Here is a 16,796-nt window from a genome sequence, read left to right on the forward strand (position 1 = left end):
ATGAGCGTAATAACTACTCTTGGCATCAGCCAAGCCAGCAAAGAAGGTGGCCAGAATGTCCTATAAAAGAATGATCCAGTCTGTGGAGACCCACTCCGGTGAGCCGATGCGCGTTATTACCGGCGGGGTCCCTCACATTCCCGGTGACACCGTATACGAGCAGATGAAATGGCTTGAGCAGAACGACGATCAGCTCAGGAAGATGATGTTGCGTGAGCCGCGGGGATACGCCCCGTTGTGCTGCAACCTCATTGTGCCTCCGAAACATCCAGAGGCCGCAGCGGGTTTCATCATCATGGAACAGGTGGAATACCCCGTTATGAGTGGGGGAAACACCATCGCGGTGGCAACAGTCCTTCTCGAAACCGGCATGATCCCCATGCAGGAGCCGCTCACGGAGTTCAAGCTAGAGTCCCCCGCGGGACTCATCGGCATTAAGGCCGAGTGCCGCGACGGCCGGGTTCACAACGTGACGCTGGAGAACGTGCCTGCCTTCGCTGTCCATCTTGATGCCGTCATTGACGTCCCCGAGCTGGGCAAAGTGACGGTTGACGTTGCCTGGGGCGGCATGTTTTATGTCATCGCCGACGTGGATCAGTTCGAGTCCCTTGAACTTGTACCGGAGCGGGGACGGGACATCACTCGCATCTCGGCTTTGATTCTGCGGGCGGCCCAGGATCAGCTGCCTGTTGAGCATCCGGACTATCCGGGAATTGGGATCACCATCGCCCAGCTTTCCGGTCGGACTAATAATCCAAATGCGGACAGGAAGAATGCCGTGACCGTTTCAAGCGGTCCGGTTGACTTTGACAATCCCGCCACGTGGACCGGCGGCGTGGATCGGTGCCCCTGCGGTACGGGTACGTGTGCAAAAATGGCCACCCTTTATGCCAGGGGCCAGCTGGGATTGAACCAGCCTTTCCGTCATGAAGGGATCCTGGAGACTGTTTACACCGGCGAGCTGGTGGAAGAAGTTCGTATAGGCGACCGCGTAGCTGTCGTCCCTACAATTAGCGGCCGGGCGTGGATCACAGGGTTCAGCACGCATGTCCTTGAATATGATGATCCATTCCCCAATGGCTTTACCATTGGCGACATCTGGGCTCCGCAGGCCCAGGAGCAGGGCTTGGGCGAGCCATCGGCGGGCACACCGTCATTTACTGGTGCTGTACCAGCCGGGAAGGTGTCAGAAACTGCGCACTGAGATCGACGGCGCCGCCGGGAACACCCCCCGCTACTTAGAGTGACCGTCAAGACGATGGCCCCGGGACACCAACGTCCCGGGGCCATCGTCATTTCTGCAGTCCCACTCGTACTTGAAAAATTGTTCCGCGTTCGATGCAGCCGTTGGGCTTTCTAGTTCTCATAAAAGGACCGAGCAACTACTTGAACCGGGCTGTCGCTGATGCTGCCCCCAATCCTCAAGCTGTTTAGCTGTCCCCTTTATGTCGGCTTACAAGCCGAGTGGAATCGTGAGAAAATTTCGTCCACTGGCTTCTCCCAGCGGCTTTGTGCTTCACACCACGGGCCCGGCGACCTGGTCCGGAGATTGCGGCGAGTGCCGGCGAGCCCGACAGGTTCCGATTCAGATAAAACGTCTCCGCGCCGGCTCCGCTAGTTCAAAGAACTTCACGGTCAGGGCAAGACAAGAAACTGGCGACCGCGTCTATCGGATCCGCCTACGGCCCGCTTCCTAAAAGGGGAGCACGTGGCGCAGGACGCGTAGGCCAACTTCTGACTCAAAAATCGTAGCGTGGCCGGCTTTTCTCGCCGCTCTATGGCTACTGCAGCTCTGCAACTTCCACCAGCAAGCCACTCTTGGTGGGCCCGCGCCGCGGCGGTTGCGGAAACGTTCGGGCTTCACGGCTCAGACAGCGCAAACCTGTGGGGACCACCACCTTCTGGGCAGGGCAGTGGTCGCGCCCTGCCAGGCAACATAATGTCGCCACTGTTGTGCCTGCGCCGTGCCGTGTAAGGGAATGCCTTTGCTCCCTCCGACACGTTGTTCTGGTAAGTGAGTGCAGGCCTCTATGCGGCTTCTTTATACCCCGGCCACTTGGCGGTCCTCACTCAGTTGACTAAACCGGCTCTTCGCAGATGAGCATGGGTAGGGCGGTCTGAAGCTGGCGCTCGTACGTTGGCTGCGGCGTGGTGCAGGGGGAATGAGGTCAGGGCCTCTTTGAATTGGTAGCGACCAAGCAAACCAATACGCAAAGAGACCCTGACATGAATAACTCTATGTCTTGTTCCGGCGGGCGCTGGTGCATGCGGGCAGATGCCTTGCTCGATGTCGAGGGCGTCCACATCAGTGCCGTCACTGCAACCGTGACGGGCTTGCTTCTGCACGTCGAGACCGGCGAGGACCTCACCGGGTGCCCTGACTGCGGCGTCGTCGCTGTGGGGCACGGCCGCCGCCAGGTCCGCCTCCATGACATTCCGTGTTTCGGCCGGCCAGTGCAGCTGCTATGGGCCAAGCGCGTCTGGCGATGCCCCGACAATGACTGTCCGCGAACGACGTTCACCGAGGAGCATCAGTTGGCCGGACCTAGGGCGAAGCTCACGGCCAGGGCCGCCAGATGGGCAACCGATGGGCTGCAGCGTTTCGATACGTCTGTCTCTGCCCTGGCCCATCAGCTCGGCGTTTCGTGGCATACAGCGTGGGACGACGCCATCAGGGCAGAAGCCACACGGCGCATCGCTATCACCGAGCGGCTGTCCGGGGTGAACGCGCTTGGTGTTGACGAACATGTCTGGTCCCACACAGGTCCGCCGGGGTCCGGCATGGTCACCGGGATCGTGGACCACACCCGTGACGCCCACGGTCGAGTTCATGCCCGGTTGCTGGACCTCGTTCCGGGCAGGTCGGGGAAGGCCTACGCTGACTGGCTAAAGGACCGAGGCGCCGGGTTCACCGCCGGCATCAAGACCGCGGCGCTGGACCCGTTCCGCGGCTACGCCAACGCCATCCGCGACGAGCTGCCCGAAGCGATCACCGTCCTGGACGCCTTCCACGTCGTGAAACTGGGATCGGCCATGGTCGACGAGGTCCGCCGCAGGGTCCAGCAGGAGACCCTGGGCCACCGGGGCCGCAAGGGAGATCCGCTCTACGGTATCCGGCGGACTCTGCAGACCGGCGCGGAACATCTGACCGAGAAGCAGGCCGCCAGGCTCTCGATGCGAAACTCACCGCCGGGGACCACGGCCACGAAGTCACCCTGGCCTGGCAGTGCTATCAGAAGCTACGGAACATCTACCACTCCCGCCCGGAACGCGGCAGGGGGCTCGTCAACGAGGTCATCGCATCGTTCCCGTCCTGTCCGATCCCGGAAGTCGCCCGGCTCGGTCGAACACTCAAACAATGGAAGGCCGCGATCCTGGCCTACTTCGACACCCGCGGCGCCTCCAACGGCCCCACAGAAGCAATCAACGGCGTCATCGAAACCACCCGCCGTATCGCCCGTGGGTTCCGTAATTTCCCCAACTACAGACTCAGATGCCTACTTGCCGCCGGCGGCCACCGACCCTACCGAATCAAACAGACGAACCATGCCTAAATGCGAAGACCCACTAAACCCCGAATGGGTCAGACGCAACTAAATGGGGCCGGACATGCGTCAATGTCTAGTCGGTTTCCGGGCCCGTGCAGTAGAAGCATTGCCCGTCTTCTACCTCCAGGTGGCAGCTATCGCGGTCGAGAGTCGCGAGTTGGGTATCGATAAGGGTGGTGGGCAAATCTTGGACAGTCATTTTTGGCTTTCCTGCTCGTATGAATCACTGCAGTTGGAAAGCCGGGGCAGGATCCGTGATACGGATCCTGCCCCGGCCGGCTCTTAGGGCGCGTAGCTGGAGAGGTCCAGGTAGGGATAGGTCCAGCCCGTTGCGGGGGAGAGGTTTTCCTTGATGAAGCGCCCACTGACCCATCGCTGGAGCGAAAGGCGGGACCCGGTTTTGTCGTTGGTCCCGGATGCACGGCCTCCGCCAAAGGACACCTGGCCCATCAGCGCACCGGTGGGCTTGTCATTGACGTACGTCATTCCCGCCGTGTTGCGGAGCGCAGTCAGTGCTGTCGAGATGGCGCTGCGGTCAGAGGCGAAAATTGAAAGCGTCAGCGCGTAAGGGCTTGCCTGGTCAACGAGGGGCAGTATGGCTTCGAACTCGCTGTCCTCGTACACGAAGACGGTGAGCAGGGGACCAAAAAATTCTTCTGACATCGTGAACGCCGTGGGATCAGTGGTAACGAAGATCGTAGGGTCAACGAACCAGCCTTCTTCCGGCCGCACTGTCCCGCCAACAAGCAGGGTGTGGCTCTCCAGTGCCTTGGCCCTGGAGATGGCGCCCTCCATACGCCGCAGAGCGGCTTCGTTGATCACTGCACCAACAAATGTCTCGTGTTTGGCCACATCGCCAACTTTGAAGCTCCGGACGGTGTCCACAACGTCATCTTTAATCTTGTTCCAAACGCTCCTGGGCAGGTAAGCGCGTGAGGAGGCCGAGCACTTCTGGCCCTGATACTCGAACGAGCTGCGAACCAAAGCGGTCCTGACAGCGTCGGCATCGGCGCTGGGGTGGGCGAGGACAGCGTTCTTGCCACCGGTTTCGCCGACCAGTCGGGGGAAGGAGCGGTAGTTGTCGATGTTTTCCCCTACGGACTTCCACAGGCTGCGGAAGACGTCGGTGGAGCCGGTGAAATTAAGCCCAGCGAAATCCTTATGCTTGATGGCGATTTCGGAAATGTCTTTTCCTGAACCGTGCACCATGTTGATCACGCCGGCGGGGAGGCCGGCTTCTTCCAGCAGGCGCATAATGACGTCGCTGCTGAGTGCCGAGGACGCCGACGGCTTCCAGACAACCGTGTTTCCCATCAGGGCGGGAGTGGAAGGCAGGTTCGCAGCGATAGCGGTGAAGTTGAACGGCGTGATGGCCAGGACGAAGCCTTCAAGCGGGCGCTGGTCCAGGCTATTGAAGTCCCCCTGAAGGGAGGCGGGCTGATCGGCATAGATTTGCTGGGCGAGATGGGCGTTGTAGCGGAAAAAGTCAGCGACCTCGCTGGCGGCGTCGATTTCTGCTTGGTGGAAGGTTTTGGACTGGCCCAGCATGGTGGTTGCGACAAGCTCGTCGCGGTACTTGCCTGCGGCCAGGTTCCCGGCCCGCAGGAAGATCGCTGCGCGCTCCCACCAAGGCGTAAGGGCCCAGTTCTCCTGGGCCTTCAATGATGCCTCGATGGCGCTCTGTGTTGTCGCCGCATCCGCGCTGGGCAGCTTACCCAGGACAAGGGAGTGCTCGTGCGGGGCAACTACGTCCGAGGTTTCACCGGTAAAGATACGTTCCCCGTTGATGACGTGCGGAAGGTCGCGGACGGCGCTCTTCACCTCAGAAATCTTCTTGAGAACGTCTTGGGCTTCCTGGGAACCCGGCGCAAAGTCTCGGGAGGGTTCGTTGGCAGGAACTGGCACCCGGAAATTACCGGCTACGCTGACGGTTTGAACAGGCATTATTACTCCTAAATTGGGTTGTGCCCTGAAAGGGGCCTACACGAAGGCGAGCACCTGGCCAGGCTCAGTGTGGAGAAAGGCGCTCCGCGGTCCATACACGCACTTACGAGGAATTGTTCTGTGCTGGATGTTGCTGCTCTAAGGTCGTCTGCCCTCACCCGTTTTGCAGGAGGGCCAAGACCACACCGACAGATCGTTGCCTCGGGCAGATTCCCTATCCGCCGATGAGGGAGCGCAGGAACAGCAGGAGGTTGGCCGGCTTCTCGGCCATGCGCCGCATGAGGTACGGGTACCACTGAGTGCCGTACGGAAGGTACACCCGGACCCGGTAGCCGTCCCGGACAAGTTCGTCCTGCAACTTGCGCCTTACCCCGTAAAGCATCTGGAACTCAAAGGACTTCTTGTCCAGCCCAAGTTCCCTGGCCGTTTCCTTGACTACGTCGATGCACTTGTCGTCATGTGTGCCGAACGCGGGATCCGGAAGGTGGGTAAGAGCCCACCGCGACAGGTATTTGTACTGCTCGGTGACCTCGTCTGCGCTGCGGAGAGCATTGTCCACGGTCTCATCGAAGGCCCCTTTGACCAGACGGATGCGTGGCTTTATATCTGTGAATGAAAGCAGGTCCTCGGGGGTCTGCCGCATATTGGCCTGAATCGCAAGGCGTGTCTGGGGATAATCGGAGAGGATGCCTTTGAATATCTGCAACGTGGCGCGTCCCACCGAACTGTGTTCCATGTCGACTTCAACCTGGACTCCCTGGGCGTCAGCTGCCTGAAGCAGGCTCTTCAGGTTATTCGCACACTGCTGGGGATCGATTGCGACCCCCAGTTGTGAGAGCTTCACGGAGACTGTGGAGCCGGGGGCTCGTTTGTTGATTTCTTCGATGGCGCCCAGATACTCCTGTGTTGCTGCCTTGGACTGAGCCAAGTCAAATACCGACTCTCCAAGCAGGTCCAGGCTGACATCGATGCCCGCCGAGTTCAGCTTCTCGGTGACACGCCAGGCGTCGAGCAGGCCGTTTCCGGCGACATATCTCTCCACGATGGGCCGGGTAAGGCGGTTTTTCGTGGCTATAGCCTCTAATTTTTTATTTTCTGCCACATGAAGCAGGAGCCGGTTCGGCATAGTGGTGGTCCTTTACTCGTTCCCCTTCTGGGGCACGGACGGAGGTCGAAGCAGATTCGGGACGTGATCTGGCTCTCATTAGGTCCTGATGCTTAAAAGATACCCTGTGATCACAGATCACACAATGTCTTTCTGGCACGTTTTCGGACAGGGGAGGCCCGCACGAAGTCACCAACTTGGGCTCGTCGGGGGGCGGGGGAGTGCAAGCGTGGCTTTGGCGGTTCTAATGACCGCAATGGGCGCCTTATTTCCCGCCACCGAGGGTGTCACCCTGGGCAACCGGAGCTCGGTTACCTCCGCCGCGGGGTAGGTGCGGGATCAGCGTGGCGCGGGAACCGGGAAGAAAGGCAGCAGCACCCCATCTGGTCGGAGCTCCGGGTGCTGGTTCCGCGCCCTGTGGATTGCGAAAGCGCCCAGATCGTGTGCCTCGAACCTACAGGGGGAGCATTACAGCGGCCTCCGTGATTGAAGCGCCAGAGGTTGTGGAGCCCAGATGGACGGGCAGCAGAGCAGGGCCTCCATCGGGGGTTATCTGCTGTCCCCAGGTGAGGCTAACAAGACCTTTGTCTGCAGCCTCACGGAACCGGGGTGAGATTTGTGCGGCCGGAGTTATAGCCCGGATTTTTCATGAAGGTCGGGTTGGCCGTCAGGCTTCGGCTTGATTTTCGTCCGGGTTGATTCTTTGGTTTTGAGCGCGCAAACCGGGCCTGTTGTCGCTGGTTGGGCGTCGGGTTCCACGTCTCCGATGGGTCGTGCTGGTCGTTGTTGGGCTGGCGGAGTTGTTCTCAGGCCAGAAGTGGGACTCGTTGTCGGAGGCTGTTTTTCAGCTCGGTGATCGCTGACAGGATCGTGGTGATCGTGCCGGCTTCCGGGGCTTCGTCAGCGATCAGCAGCCGCGTCCGCCGGGCCCGGGTGATCAGTTTCCCGGCGGTGGCGAAGAGCCGGTAGCGCCACCGTTTCATGTCCCATCCCCGGGCACTGTGGCCGGTTGGAAGCGCGGTAAGTTGGAGCCAGGAAACCAGGTTCATGGCCAGGGCGGCGATGTTGGCCCAGGCCTGATTACCGTGAAAGTCGAAGAACGGCAGCTTACCGAGACCGGTGTTCTTCAGGGTTTTGATCCGGTTCTCACACCGTCCCCTGGCCCGGTGTCTGGCATCCAGGGCGGGCCCGTGCCAGGACGGTGAGTTCGTCAGGAAAGCCGTGACTCTGTGCCCGTCCATATCCAGCAGGGTCGCTTGCGCTCCGGGATGCAGCGGCTCGGCACGCAGGTACAGGTTCGTGCCAGGCGGGTAGTCGGTGAGTCCGAGGACGTCGGTGGCGTTAACGACCCACGCGTCGGTGCGTTCGTCGCCGCTCTGGTCCAATGCCGGTTGCCAATACTGTTTGTCGTTGATCCACGCGACCATGCGGGCCTTCATCACCGGGACCGGGTAGGAAACACTGAACTGCACGCCCAAGGATGAGAGGTAGTGCAGGAACTTCCGGGAAGCCCCGGCGCTGTCAGTTCGCACGAGGATTTTCTCACCCATGAGCTTTCCCTTGTGGTCGTAGAAGTCGTCCGGGAGTTGGGCGATGGCCTGGGTGAAGACCTTGATGTGGTCATCCGCACTATTGGCCCCGGCATTACCCGGGCGCAGGAGCACGGCCAGGACCTCCCCGGTCCCGTTGCCCGTGCCGTAATCGACGCTGGCGACGAAGGGAGCGAACCCGTACCCGCCCTTGTACGTTCCGACAGCTTTCTCCTTGTCGCTATGGGAAGTCACGAGCGTGGCATCCAGGTCCAGGATGAGCGGGTCCAGTGCTGTGGCCTTCAGGGCCGGGTTCCGGTCCCCGGCGGCTTCCCACGCTCGCGAACGCAACTCCCGTGTCAAAGTCGTGAAGCCGTAGCTGAAGAGGTCGGGGTTGGTCACGGTCCGCTCGAAGAACCGCGAGATCGTCGCGTTCGAAGCAACGTTCCCGAAGACCCCGGCACCGGTCCGCAGGATGTCCAGATCGGAGACGTGCTCCCCGCCGCCGGCGAGAATGACCGCCAACGAGCCCACGATCGTGCCGGGCCGGTGGCGGGCACCGGATGGGACGAACTGGCCCAAACGGTCCTCGCACAAGCCGCGGAACCCGAGCGCGTCGACAAGGGACGTCACCACGTTCAGCCCGGCGTGGGAGACCAGTTGCTGTCCCGTCGTGGCGACAGGAAGGGACGGGAAAACTCCGGTATTCTTGGACATCAGAAAGGTGCTTCTTTCCGCCGGTAGAAAAGTGCGTCAACAACACTATTTTCCCAGCTCAGAAGCACCTTTCGTCGCTTTAACACACCCAGCGGGCGTCAACCTCATGAAAACCCCGGGATAGCACGTGGCTTTGCTGCACTTCTGGACACGAGATTCCATCCGTCATTACAACATGCAAAGATTCAATGTAATAGCAATTCTTCCGCCTCTTGGTGGGTGAGGTCCGGGCAGGAGGACGCGGCGATGGACAGTACTGCAATTTCCTCGTCCGCCCTTGACTTGCTGCTGCTCTTGCGCGGAAGTGAGCCTGAGGGCTTAGGTCGCGCCGACCAGGTTTCCTATCAAATTGAGACCGCAATCCTCATGGGCATCCTCACCGAGGGGGACCGGCTTCCCACCGAGTCCGTTCTTGCCGCCGAACTCGGAATTTCGCCGATAACCCTGCGCCAGTCCCTCGCGGCACTCCGCACGAAGGGCCTCATTGAGACCAGCCGTGGACGCAGCGGCGGAAGCGTGATCCGTCGCCAGATCGAATTGACGGACACTCAGCTTCAACACAAGCTCCGCGAAACCAGCACGGAGGCGCTAAGGGATCTCGGTGACTTGGGAGCGGCCATAGCCTCGATGTCGGCCCGCCTGGCTGCCGGGCGCGCTGATCAGCAGAACGTTGAGCACCTTGACGAGCTGATGCGGCGGCATCGGGACAGTGTGGACGAGCGGGCCCGACGGCGGATGGACAGCCGGTTCCACGTTGCAGTCAGCATTGCTGCGCAATCGAGCCGCCTGACCTCGGCAGCACTCCAACTTGAAGCGGAGCTGATGACCCTTTGGTGGAGCCTCTCCGGTCGTGACAACGCACATGCCAACACTTCGGTTCAGCAGCACGAGGCCATCGTCGATTGCATTCGAGCCGGCGACGCCGATGCGGCGGCATCGGCTGCTGAGCTCCACAGCAGGAGTGAAACCGAATACCTGATAGAGCAGCATCTGCGATTGTCGATGCAGTCCGGCGAAGGTGAATAACGTGGAACCCGTACAAGCAACTCTTCACCGGACAGCAGCGGTCATCTCGTCCACTATCGGCAGCGTCTTCGAAGACCTGGAGAAAATCGCCGCGGCGGTTTCTGAAGCGGCAGCCAGTGCCTCAGGTGTTCCGCGGCGCAGTGCCTTCCACTTTCTGAAAAAGGAATTTGCAAATCTCATCAGCCAGCACTCGGGCGTGATCATCGGAGCTGGAATCGCATATGCGCCTGGAAGCCTCCCGGAAGCTCGCAACTGGCTCGAATGGTGGCGGGTGCAGCACCCAGATACCTCCCGTGAAGCTCGCTTCGTTACGCACGACCTCAACCCGGACTCGTTGAATTACTACGATTACGCAAGCCGGGAATGGTTCACCGTCCCTTCCGCCAGCGGCAAGCCGGTAGCAGTGGGCCCCTATGTGGATTTTGGCGGCATCAACGTCAACATCATCACCCTGTGTGTTCCCGCCGCGACCCCTCAGGGAACGCATGTACTGGGCGGTGACCTGACCTTAGCGAAGCTCGAGGGCGCCTTCCTCCAGGCGCTCCAATTGCACGACCCTTCAGTGGTTCTGCTCGGCCCGAACGGCAGGGTCATCGCATCCAATGACGCACGCATAGCTTCGGGTACCCTGCTTCGCGATCAGGACGTCCGCCGTGTGCAGGACTCGGTCGACGTCTCTCCGGACAATCCGACGCGTCTGCCCTGGAAGCTGATCAGTCTCAGGAAGTAGCCACTTCCTACTCCGCTGCCCCCAGTACCGCAACTGACGCGCCGCATCCCCCGCTCCAAGGAATCTCTGGGTTTGCTGTCCAAAGTCCCCTGCACCAGGCCCCCAAAAGACTATTGCATTAATCATACAATGATGTAGGCTTTATTGTGATCGGAGGCACAGCCCCTGCTGGAGGCGATCTCCGGCGGAGTCCAAGGGCTCTGAGGATCAGATTCAGCCCGTCGTCGTGTGTGTAAAACCCGATCCTGATCCTGGACCACCCACACCTCGTCATCACGGACGGACGCGCCTCTGCTCAGAGCCACCCTGGGCAGCTCGAGGCCCTTAAATGGAAAGTGCAGACTCATGAGAGATGTAGTTGTTGTTGGCGCCGGACTCGCCGGCCTGTCTGCGGGCTGGCGCCTGCGTCATTGGGATACGCTCCTGCTTGAATCGGACACGCGCGTGGGCGGGCGCATCCGTTCAGAGCGCCGGGGCAACTACTGGCTCAACTGGGGGGGACATGTCTTCGCAGGCGCCGGATCCTCCACGGCCTCCCTGCTCAATGAAGTCGGCGTCATGGCCGTCCAGATCCCCGGTTCTCTGCAGGCCCTCTCAATGAACGGCAAGTTCATTAAAAAGGGCCATATCGCCACCTACCCGTTCCGGATTCCCATGTCTCTTTCCGCCCGGATCGACACGCTACAGGCCGGCATGAAGGTTGTCAGTGGCGTCGCCAAATACACCGGCGTTGTCAGGAAGCGTGCCGGAGAATCCGGGGCAATGCGCCAGCAGCGCATCTATGACTTCCAGAACGATGTCTCCTTCCAGGACTTCATCGGGAACCTGTCCGAGGACGCAGCTGCTCTGTTCAAAACCACTGTCACGCGCTCAGCCGGTGATATGAATGAAATCTCCGCCGGCGCCGGCATCGGGTACTTCAGCCTGGTTCTGGGCATCGGTCAAGGACTTAGCCAAGGCATCGTTGGTGGCCCTTCCACCCTGACCGAGTCAGTCGCCGCAGCACTCGGTGACCGGATCCAGCTCGGAGCGACTGTGCAGGAGGTTGTGCACAAGAAGGATTCCGTCCTCGTCCGCTACAGCCAAGGCGGCGTCGACCATGAAGTGGAGGCCCGCGCCGTTGTCCTCGCCACCACCGCTGATGTGTCGCACAGGATTGGCGTGGATCTTCCGGAAGACCTGCGCGGTGCCCTCAGCCAGATAAAGTACGGCCCCCATGTCAGCACGGCCTTCCTGACCAACGAGACCTCGGCCCGGCCCTGGGACGACATCTATGCCATCGCGGCGCCAAAGCGCTCGTTTGCGATCGCACTGAACCAGGCCAGCATCGTCCGCGGTACCGAATCCGTGCGTAAGCCCGGCGGCAGCTTCATGACGTTCTCACCCGCCAGCTTGGGCCGCGCGTTGCTGGAGAAGATCGATGAGGAAGTCATCCAGACCCACCTTCGCGACCTCGATCAGGTCCTCGGTCACGGGTTCGCCGACAGCGTTGTCGAAGCCGAGACGGATCGGTGGAAGGTCGCCTCGCCCTACTCCTTCCCCGGACGGGCCAAGCTCCAGTCAACGCTGATGCGAGGGACGGACCGCGTCTTCCTTGCCGGGGACTTCCTCGGAACCCTCTACACCGAAAGCTCGATCACCACCGGATTCTCGGCAGCCCAGGAAGCCGCCAGCCTGCTGGCCACACACCGCCAGACCCCGCCCCATTCCGGCATCTCGATCGTCGCCTGAACCAACATCTCCCAGAAAAAGAAGAGGAACCATCCATGGCTAAAGAACTCAGCGGTGTCCTGACCGCACTGTCCACCCCTTTCAACCAAGACGAAACCATCGACGTCCACACCCTGCGCCGCATCGTCGACCGCTCCGTCGACGCCGGCGTCAACGGCGTTGTCGCAGCCGGCTCCACCGGCGAAGTCGGTGCCCTGTCCTCCGAGGAACGCCTACTCCTTATCAACACGGTCATCGAGCAGGCCAACGGACGTGTCCCGGTCATCGCCAACACCGGCGCCACCTCGACAGCCGAGGCCATTCACCTCTCGCAGGCTGCCGAGAAGGCCGGCGCTGACGTGCTCATGCTGATCACGCCGTACTACGAGCCGCTCTCCCTGGAGGAAACGGTCACGTACATCAAGGACGTCGCCCGGTCCGTGAACATTCCGGTCATGCTCTACAACATCCCGGCCGTCACCGGCGTCAACCTGGACCCGGAAACTGTGCGCGCCCTGGCAGAAGAAGTGGACAACATCAAGTACATCAAGGACTCCAGCGCGAACTGGGAACAGGCACTCCAGCTGATCCACCACCACAGCGATGTCATCGGCACCTTCATCGGCTGGGATGTCTACCTCTACAGCGCCCTCGCCGAAGGCGCAGCAGGCGTCATGGCCGGCACCGCCAACGTCGTCCCCGACGAAATCGTCGCCGTCAACCGACTGATCGCCGAAGGTGACCTCACCGGTGCCCGCGAACTGTGGAATGACGTGTACCCGGTCATCGACGCACTCCTCAGCGTCCCGTTCATCCCGGCCGTGAAAGCCGGGCTTTCACTGCAGGGCCTCCCCGCCGGCTCGCCCCGGCGTCCCACCGCCGACCTCAGCGCAGAAGACCTGGCACGGGTGCAGCAAGCCCTGGCCGCCCTTCCTCAAAAGGTGAAATAAGCCATACCCGCTGCCGTCAAGTAGCCCCTCGGGGCACACAGCCATCGCCAATGACAGCACTGAAGGAAATGATTATGACCGAAACAGCATCATTCACCGTCCGCCGAGCAGGGAATGCGCCAGTTCCTTCCCTTCCTCCCTTCGGCCAGTTCATCGGCGGGGCGTTCATCGCATCCAGTTCGGCCTCAACCGTCGATGTGGAGAACCCGGCCACTGGCGAAGTTTTGACCCAGGTCCCCGCCGGCACCGTGGAGGACGTCGACGCCGCCGTCGCTGCTGCCGTCACAGCCAAAGCAGGCTGGGCAGCGAAAACGCCCAAGGACCGCGCCGCAGTCCTTCTTCGGATCGCAGACATCATCGAGGGCAACCGCGACCTCCTCGAAACCCTCGAAGCTGCCAACACCGGGAAACCGGCAGCCGTTGCTGAAGACGACATCTCAAGCGCGATCGACACCTTCAGGTTTTCAGCAGGCGCGGCACGAGCGTTCACCACACCCGGAGCCGGCGATTACGCAGAGAACCACACCTCGGTGATCCTCCGCGAGCCCGTGGGTGTTGTCGGCGTGATCACCCCCTGGAACTACCCGCTGCTGATGGCCGCGTGGAAGATCGCCCCGATCCTGGCCGCCGGCAACGCCATGGTCCTCAAGCCCTCAGAGCAGACACCATTGGCCACTCTCAAACTGGCCGAACTCATCGCCTCCGAGGTTCCCTCCGGTGTCCTGAACATCGTCACCGGGCCCGGCCCGGTGGTGGGGAACCGCATTTCAGAGCACCCGGATGTCGACCTGGTTGCCATCACCGGAAGTGTGGGCAGCGGCCAGAAGGTGGCCGCAAGCGCGGCCTCCACTGTTAAGCGGGTCCACCTGGAACTCGGCGGCAAAGCGCCCGTCGTCGTCTTCGACGACGCCGACCTGGAAGCCGCCGCCAAGGGTGTCCGCGCCGGCGGGTTCTGGAACGGCGGCCAGGAATGCGGTGCCGCGACCCGTGTCCTGGTCCATGAATCCGTTGCCAAGAAATTCATCGAAGTGCTGGTACGGGAGGTACAGGAGATTACCATCGGCGCACCCGGTGCCGAAGGGGACGCCGAAATCGGTTCCATGATCTCAAGCGCACACTACGACAGGGTCCTGGCCGCACTCGAGGACATCCGCAAAGACGGCCTGACGATCGCTGTCGGCGGCAACGCCATCGACGGTCCGGGCTACTTCATCGAACCAACTGTCGTGACCAACGTCCCTGCAGGCGCCACAATCGCCAGCACAGAGATCTTCGGCCCGGTCGTGTCGGTGGAAACCTTCAGCACCGATGAAGAGGCCGTCACACGAGCCAACGAAACCGTCTACGGGCTGGCAGCATCAGTGTGGACCACAGACTCTGCCCGTTCCTTCTCCATTCCCCGCCAGCTCGACTTCGGCACGGTCTGGGTCAATTCACACCTCGTCATCGCCAACGAGATGCCCTGGGGCGGCTTCAAAGGCTCCGGCTACGGCCGGGACCTCTCCATCTACGCCCTGGAAGACTTCTCCCGCACCAAACACGTCATGTACAACCACGGCTGATAACAGGCGCTTCGATGGGTATCAGTGGTCTTGAACCCGCAAGGTCTTCCCGGTGCAAGACCCACTCATGAAAGGACCACGAGTTATGCACCTGAGGCATATCGCCGACTGGACGCAATTACCGGGGTCTTGTGTAGAAGTACGGCAGCAAGGAGCCCACGTCTGTAGCGGAGTCGTCGATGCTGTCACCGACGACGGGAAGATCCTTTGGATCCAGTCCCCGGCAGAACCGAAGGCTCTTCGAAAAAGATGATTCCTACGAAGCCTGGGTAACAGAAGAGTGCACGGGCTTTCACTACGAAGTCACGGCGGGCACAAATACCCCATGAGGCGCATACCGAACTGAGCGCACTGGCGTAAGCCGGCCGTTCAGCTCGAACCGCATTTTCGCACCCTACTGACCCGAAGGTCACATCATGCGCAAGCGCGCCAACTACCCATTGCAGTGAACAAGGCGGAATTTAATTTATGCATCCCACACATCAGGAGCACGCAGTGTCAGCGATAAAAAACACCAATGCCAGCCAAGGGGGTGCCTCAGCGGCCAGCAAACGACGCTTCCTGATTAGAATGGTCACCGTCCTGATCGGCGGCATGGTCCTGGATGGCTATGTCCTTGGCATCATCGGACCAGTCGCGGGGACCATGGCCGAGGACCTGCAGCTCACCCCTTTCTGGCAGGGTCTGATCGCCGCAGCTGCTCTGGTTGGAATCCTGATCGGCGCACCTCTGGGCGGCTGGGCCGCCGATAAGTGGGGGCGCAAGCCAATTTTCATGTTCGACATCGGCCTGTTCGCTATCGCGTCGGGAATGCAGTTTTTCGTCGACTCGCCGGCGTGGCTGATTGTGGTGCGGCTGTTGATGGGCATCGCGATCGGCACCGAGTACGCGGTCGGTTGGCCCCTGATGGCTGAGTTCTCACCCACCCATCTGCGGGGGCGGCTCATGGCCGCAATGGGAATCGCTTGGTACGCCGGATTCATGATCGCGTTCCTGATCGGCCATCTGCTCAACGAGTACACCGACCTGAGCTGGCACTTCATCCTGGGTACGAGCACGTTCCTAGCGGTGGCCATATTCCTCGCCCGGCTCGGCATGCCGGAGTCACCGCGGTGGCTGTGGAGCGTGGGCCGCAAAGACGAGGCCCGAACCCTCGCTAACAAGTACATGCCCGAGGACGCGCTCGACGACCTCCAGCACGAGGACGTTCGCAAGGGCAGCTTCGGGATGCTGTTCTCCAAGGAGCACTGGCGCTCCACACTCTTCATCTCAGGTTTTTGGTTTTGCGCCGTGACACCATACTTCGCGATCGCCACCTTCGCTGACAGCGTGCTAAATGAGTACGGTCTCGCTGGCGGGCTCGCCGGGGGAGTCGGGCTCTCCGCAGTCGCGCTGGCCGGAGTCGTCGTCACGTTCTTGCTGATCGAGAAGGTAGGTCGACGCCTGCTGACCGTCCCGACCCAGTGGCTGTGCGCCGCCGTCCTCGCGGTCATTGGCCTGTGGGCCGGCGCGCCCGCGCCCGTCGTCCTCATCCTCTTCCTGGTCTTCTCGTTCTTCAACGCGGGCTACAACACGCTGACCAACGTCTACCCAGGCGAGGTTCTCCCGACAGAGATCAGAGGCATCGGAACAGGTTTCGCGGCCGCTGCCAGCCGTGTCGGAGCCGGCATCGGCATCTTCCTCCTCCCGATGTCGATGGAGACCCTCGGTGCCGGTCCCACTATGCTGATCGCGGCCGGAGTCGCCCTCGCCGGTGCCGCGCTATCGCAGTGGCTCGCTCCAGAAACGAAGGGCAAGACCTTGACGGAGGCAGCAGCAGGATACGCCCACTGACCCTGCCTACACGAACGAAAGCTGCGACTGAATGGGGCTTCCCTGAAGGGTCCTGGCCACCTCTTCTAGACAGCCCTTGCGCTGCAGCCGGGGACCGGGACAGTCCTGCCCTGCGGGCGCCTGAAACTCGCTTCACTCAGAT

10 protein-coding genes and 1 pseudogene are annotated in these 16,796 nt (G+C 61.2%); 8 read left to right on the forward strand and 3 right to left on the reverse strand.

Annotated features, from left to right (window positions below; translation table 11 throughout):
- The first annotated feature begins 19 nt into the window (after nucleotides 1-19).
- Entirely contained in the window at nucleotides 20-1,204 is a 1,185-nt protein-coding gene (locus tag NXY83_RS00440) for a proline racemase family protein (RefSeq protein WP_258804166.1), read from the forward strand.
- A 1,022-nt stretch (nucleotides 1,205-2,226) separates the two neighbouring features.
- Nucleotides 2,227-3,554: pseudogene (locus tag NXY83_RS21160) on the forward strand (ISL3 family transposase).
- Nucleotides 3,555-3,830: 276 nt separating this feature from the next.
- Here NXY83_RS21160 and pruA read toward each other — a convergent pair.
- The 3 genes from pruA to NXY83_RS00460 form a co-directional block, all read right to left on the reverse strand.
- Nucleotides 3,831-5,492, reverse strand: coding sequence for an L-glutamate gamma-semialdehyde dehydrogenase (gene pruA / locus NXY83_RS00450; protein ID WP_258804167.1), 1,662 nt, complete (start codon nucleotides 5,490-5,492; stop codon nucleotides 3,831-3,833).
- Nucleotides 5,493-5,706: 214 nt separating this feature from the next.
- Nucleotides 5,707-6,534 carry a proline dehydrogenase family protein gene (locus tag NXY83_RS00455; RefSeq protein ID WP_258804168.1) on the reverse strand — a complete coding sequence of 276 codons (828 nt, stop codon included), beginning with the start codon at nucleotides 6,532-6,534 and terminating at the stop codon, nucleotides 5,707-5,709.
- A gap of 869 nt (nucleotides 6,535-7,403) precedes the next feature.
- Entirely contained in the window at nucleotides 7,404-8,843 is a 1,440-nt protein-coding gene (locus tag NXY83_RS00460; protein ID WP_258804169.1) for an IS1380 family transposase, read from the reverse strand.
- Between the two features lie 246 nt (nucleotides 8,844-9,089).
- Here NXY83_RS00460 and NXY83_RS00465 point away from each other — a divergent pair, with 246 nt between their 5' ends.
- The 6 genes from NXY83_RS00465 (at nucleotide 9,090) to NXY83_RS00490 (ending at nucleotide 16,654) form a co-directional block, all read left to right on the forward strand.
- Complete coding sequence (locus NXY83_RS00465) at nucleotides 9,090-9,869, forward strand: FadR/GntR family transcriptional regulator (RefSeq protein ID WP_258804170.1); 780 nt, start codon at nucleotides 9,090-9,092, stop codon at nucleotides 9,867-9,869.
- A 1-nt stretch (nucleotide 9,870) separates the two neighbouring features.
- Complete coding sequence (locus NXY83_RS00470; protein ID WP_258804171.1) at nucleotides 9,871-10,599, forward strand: PDC sensor domain-containing protein; 729 nt, start codon at nucleotides 9,871-9,873, stop codon at nucleotides 10,597-10,599.
- Nucleotides 10,600-10,944: 345 nt separating this feature from the next.
- Nucleotides 10,945-12,330, forward strand: a complete 1,386-nt coding sequence (locus tag NXY83_RS00475; RefSeq protein WP_258804172.1) for a protoporphyrinogen/coproporphyrinogen oxidase — start codon at nucleotides 10,945-10,947, stop codon at nucleotides 12,328-12,330.
- Nucleotides 12,331-12,365: 35 nt separating this feature from the next.
- Entirely contained in the window at nucleotides 12,366-13,259 is an 894-nt protein-coding gene (gene dapA, locus NXY83_RS00480; protein ID WP_258804173.1) for a 4-hydroxy-tetrahydrodipicolinate synthase, read from the forward strand.
- 74 nt (nucleotides 13,260-13,333) lie between these two features.
- Nucleotides 13,334-14,821, forward strand: coding sequence for an aldehyde dehydrogenase family protein (locus NXY83_RS00485; protein ID WP_258804174.1), 1,488 nt, complete (start codon nucleotides 13,334-13,336; stop codon nucleotides 14,819-14,821).
- A 495-nt stretch (nucleotides 14,822-15,316) separates the two neighbouring features.
- Nucleotides 15,317-16,654 (forward strand): MFS transporter, encoded by a 1,338-nt coding sequence (locus NXY83_RS00490; RefSeq protein WP_258804175.1) that lies wholly within the window; start codon nucleotides 15,317-15,319, stop codon nucleotides 16,652-16,654.
- The last annotated feature ends 142 nt before the right edge of the window (nucleotides 16,655-16,796 follow it).

The sequence above is a fragment of the Pseudarthrobacter sp. NS4 genome (assembly GCF_024758005.1).
Classification (GTDB): Bacteria; Actinomycetota; Actinomycetes; order Actinomycetales; family Micrococcaceae; genus Arthrobacter.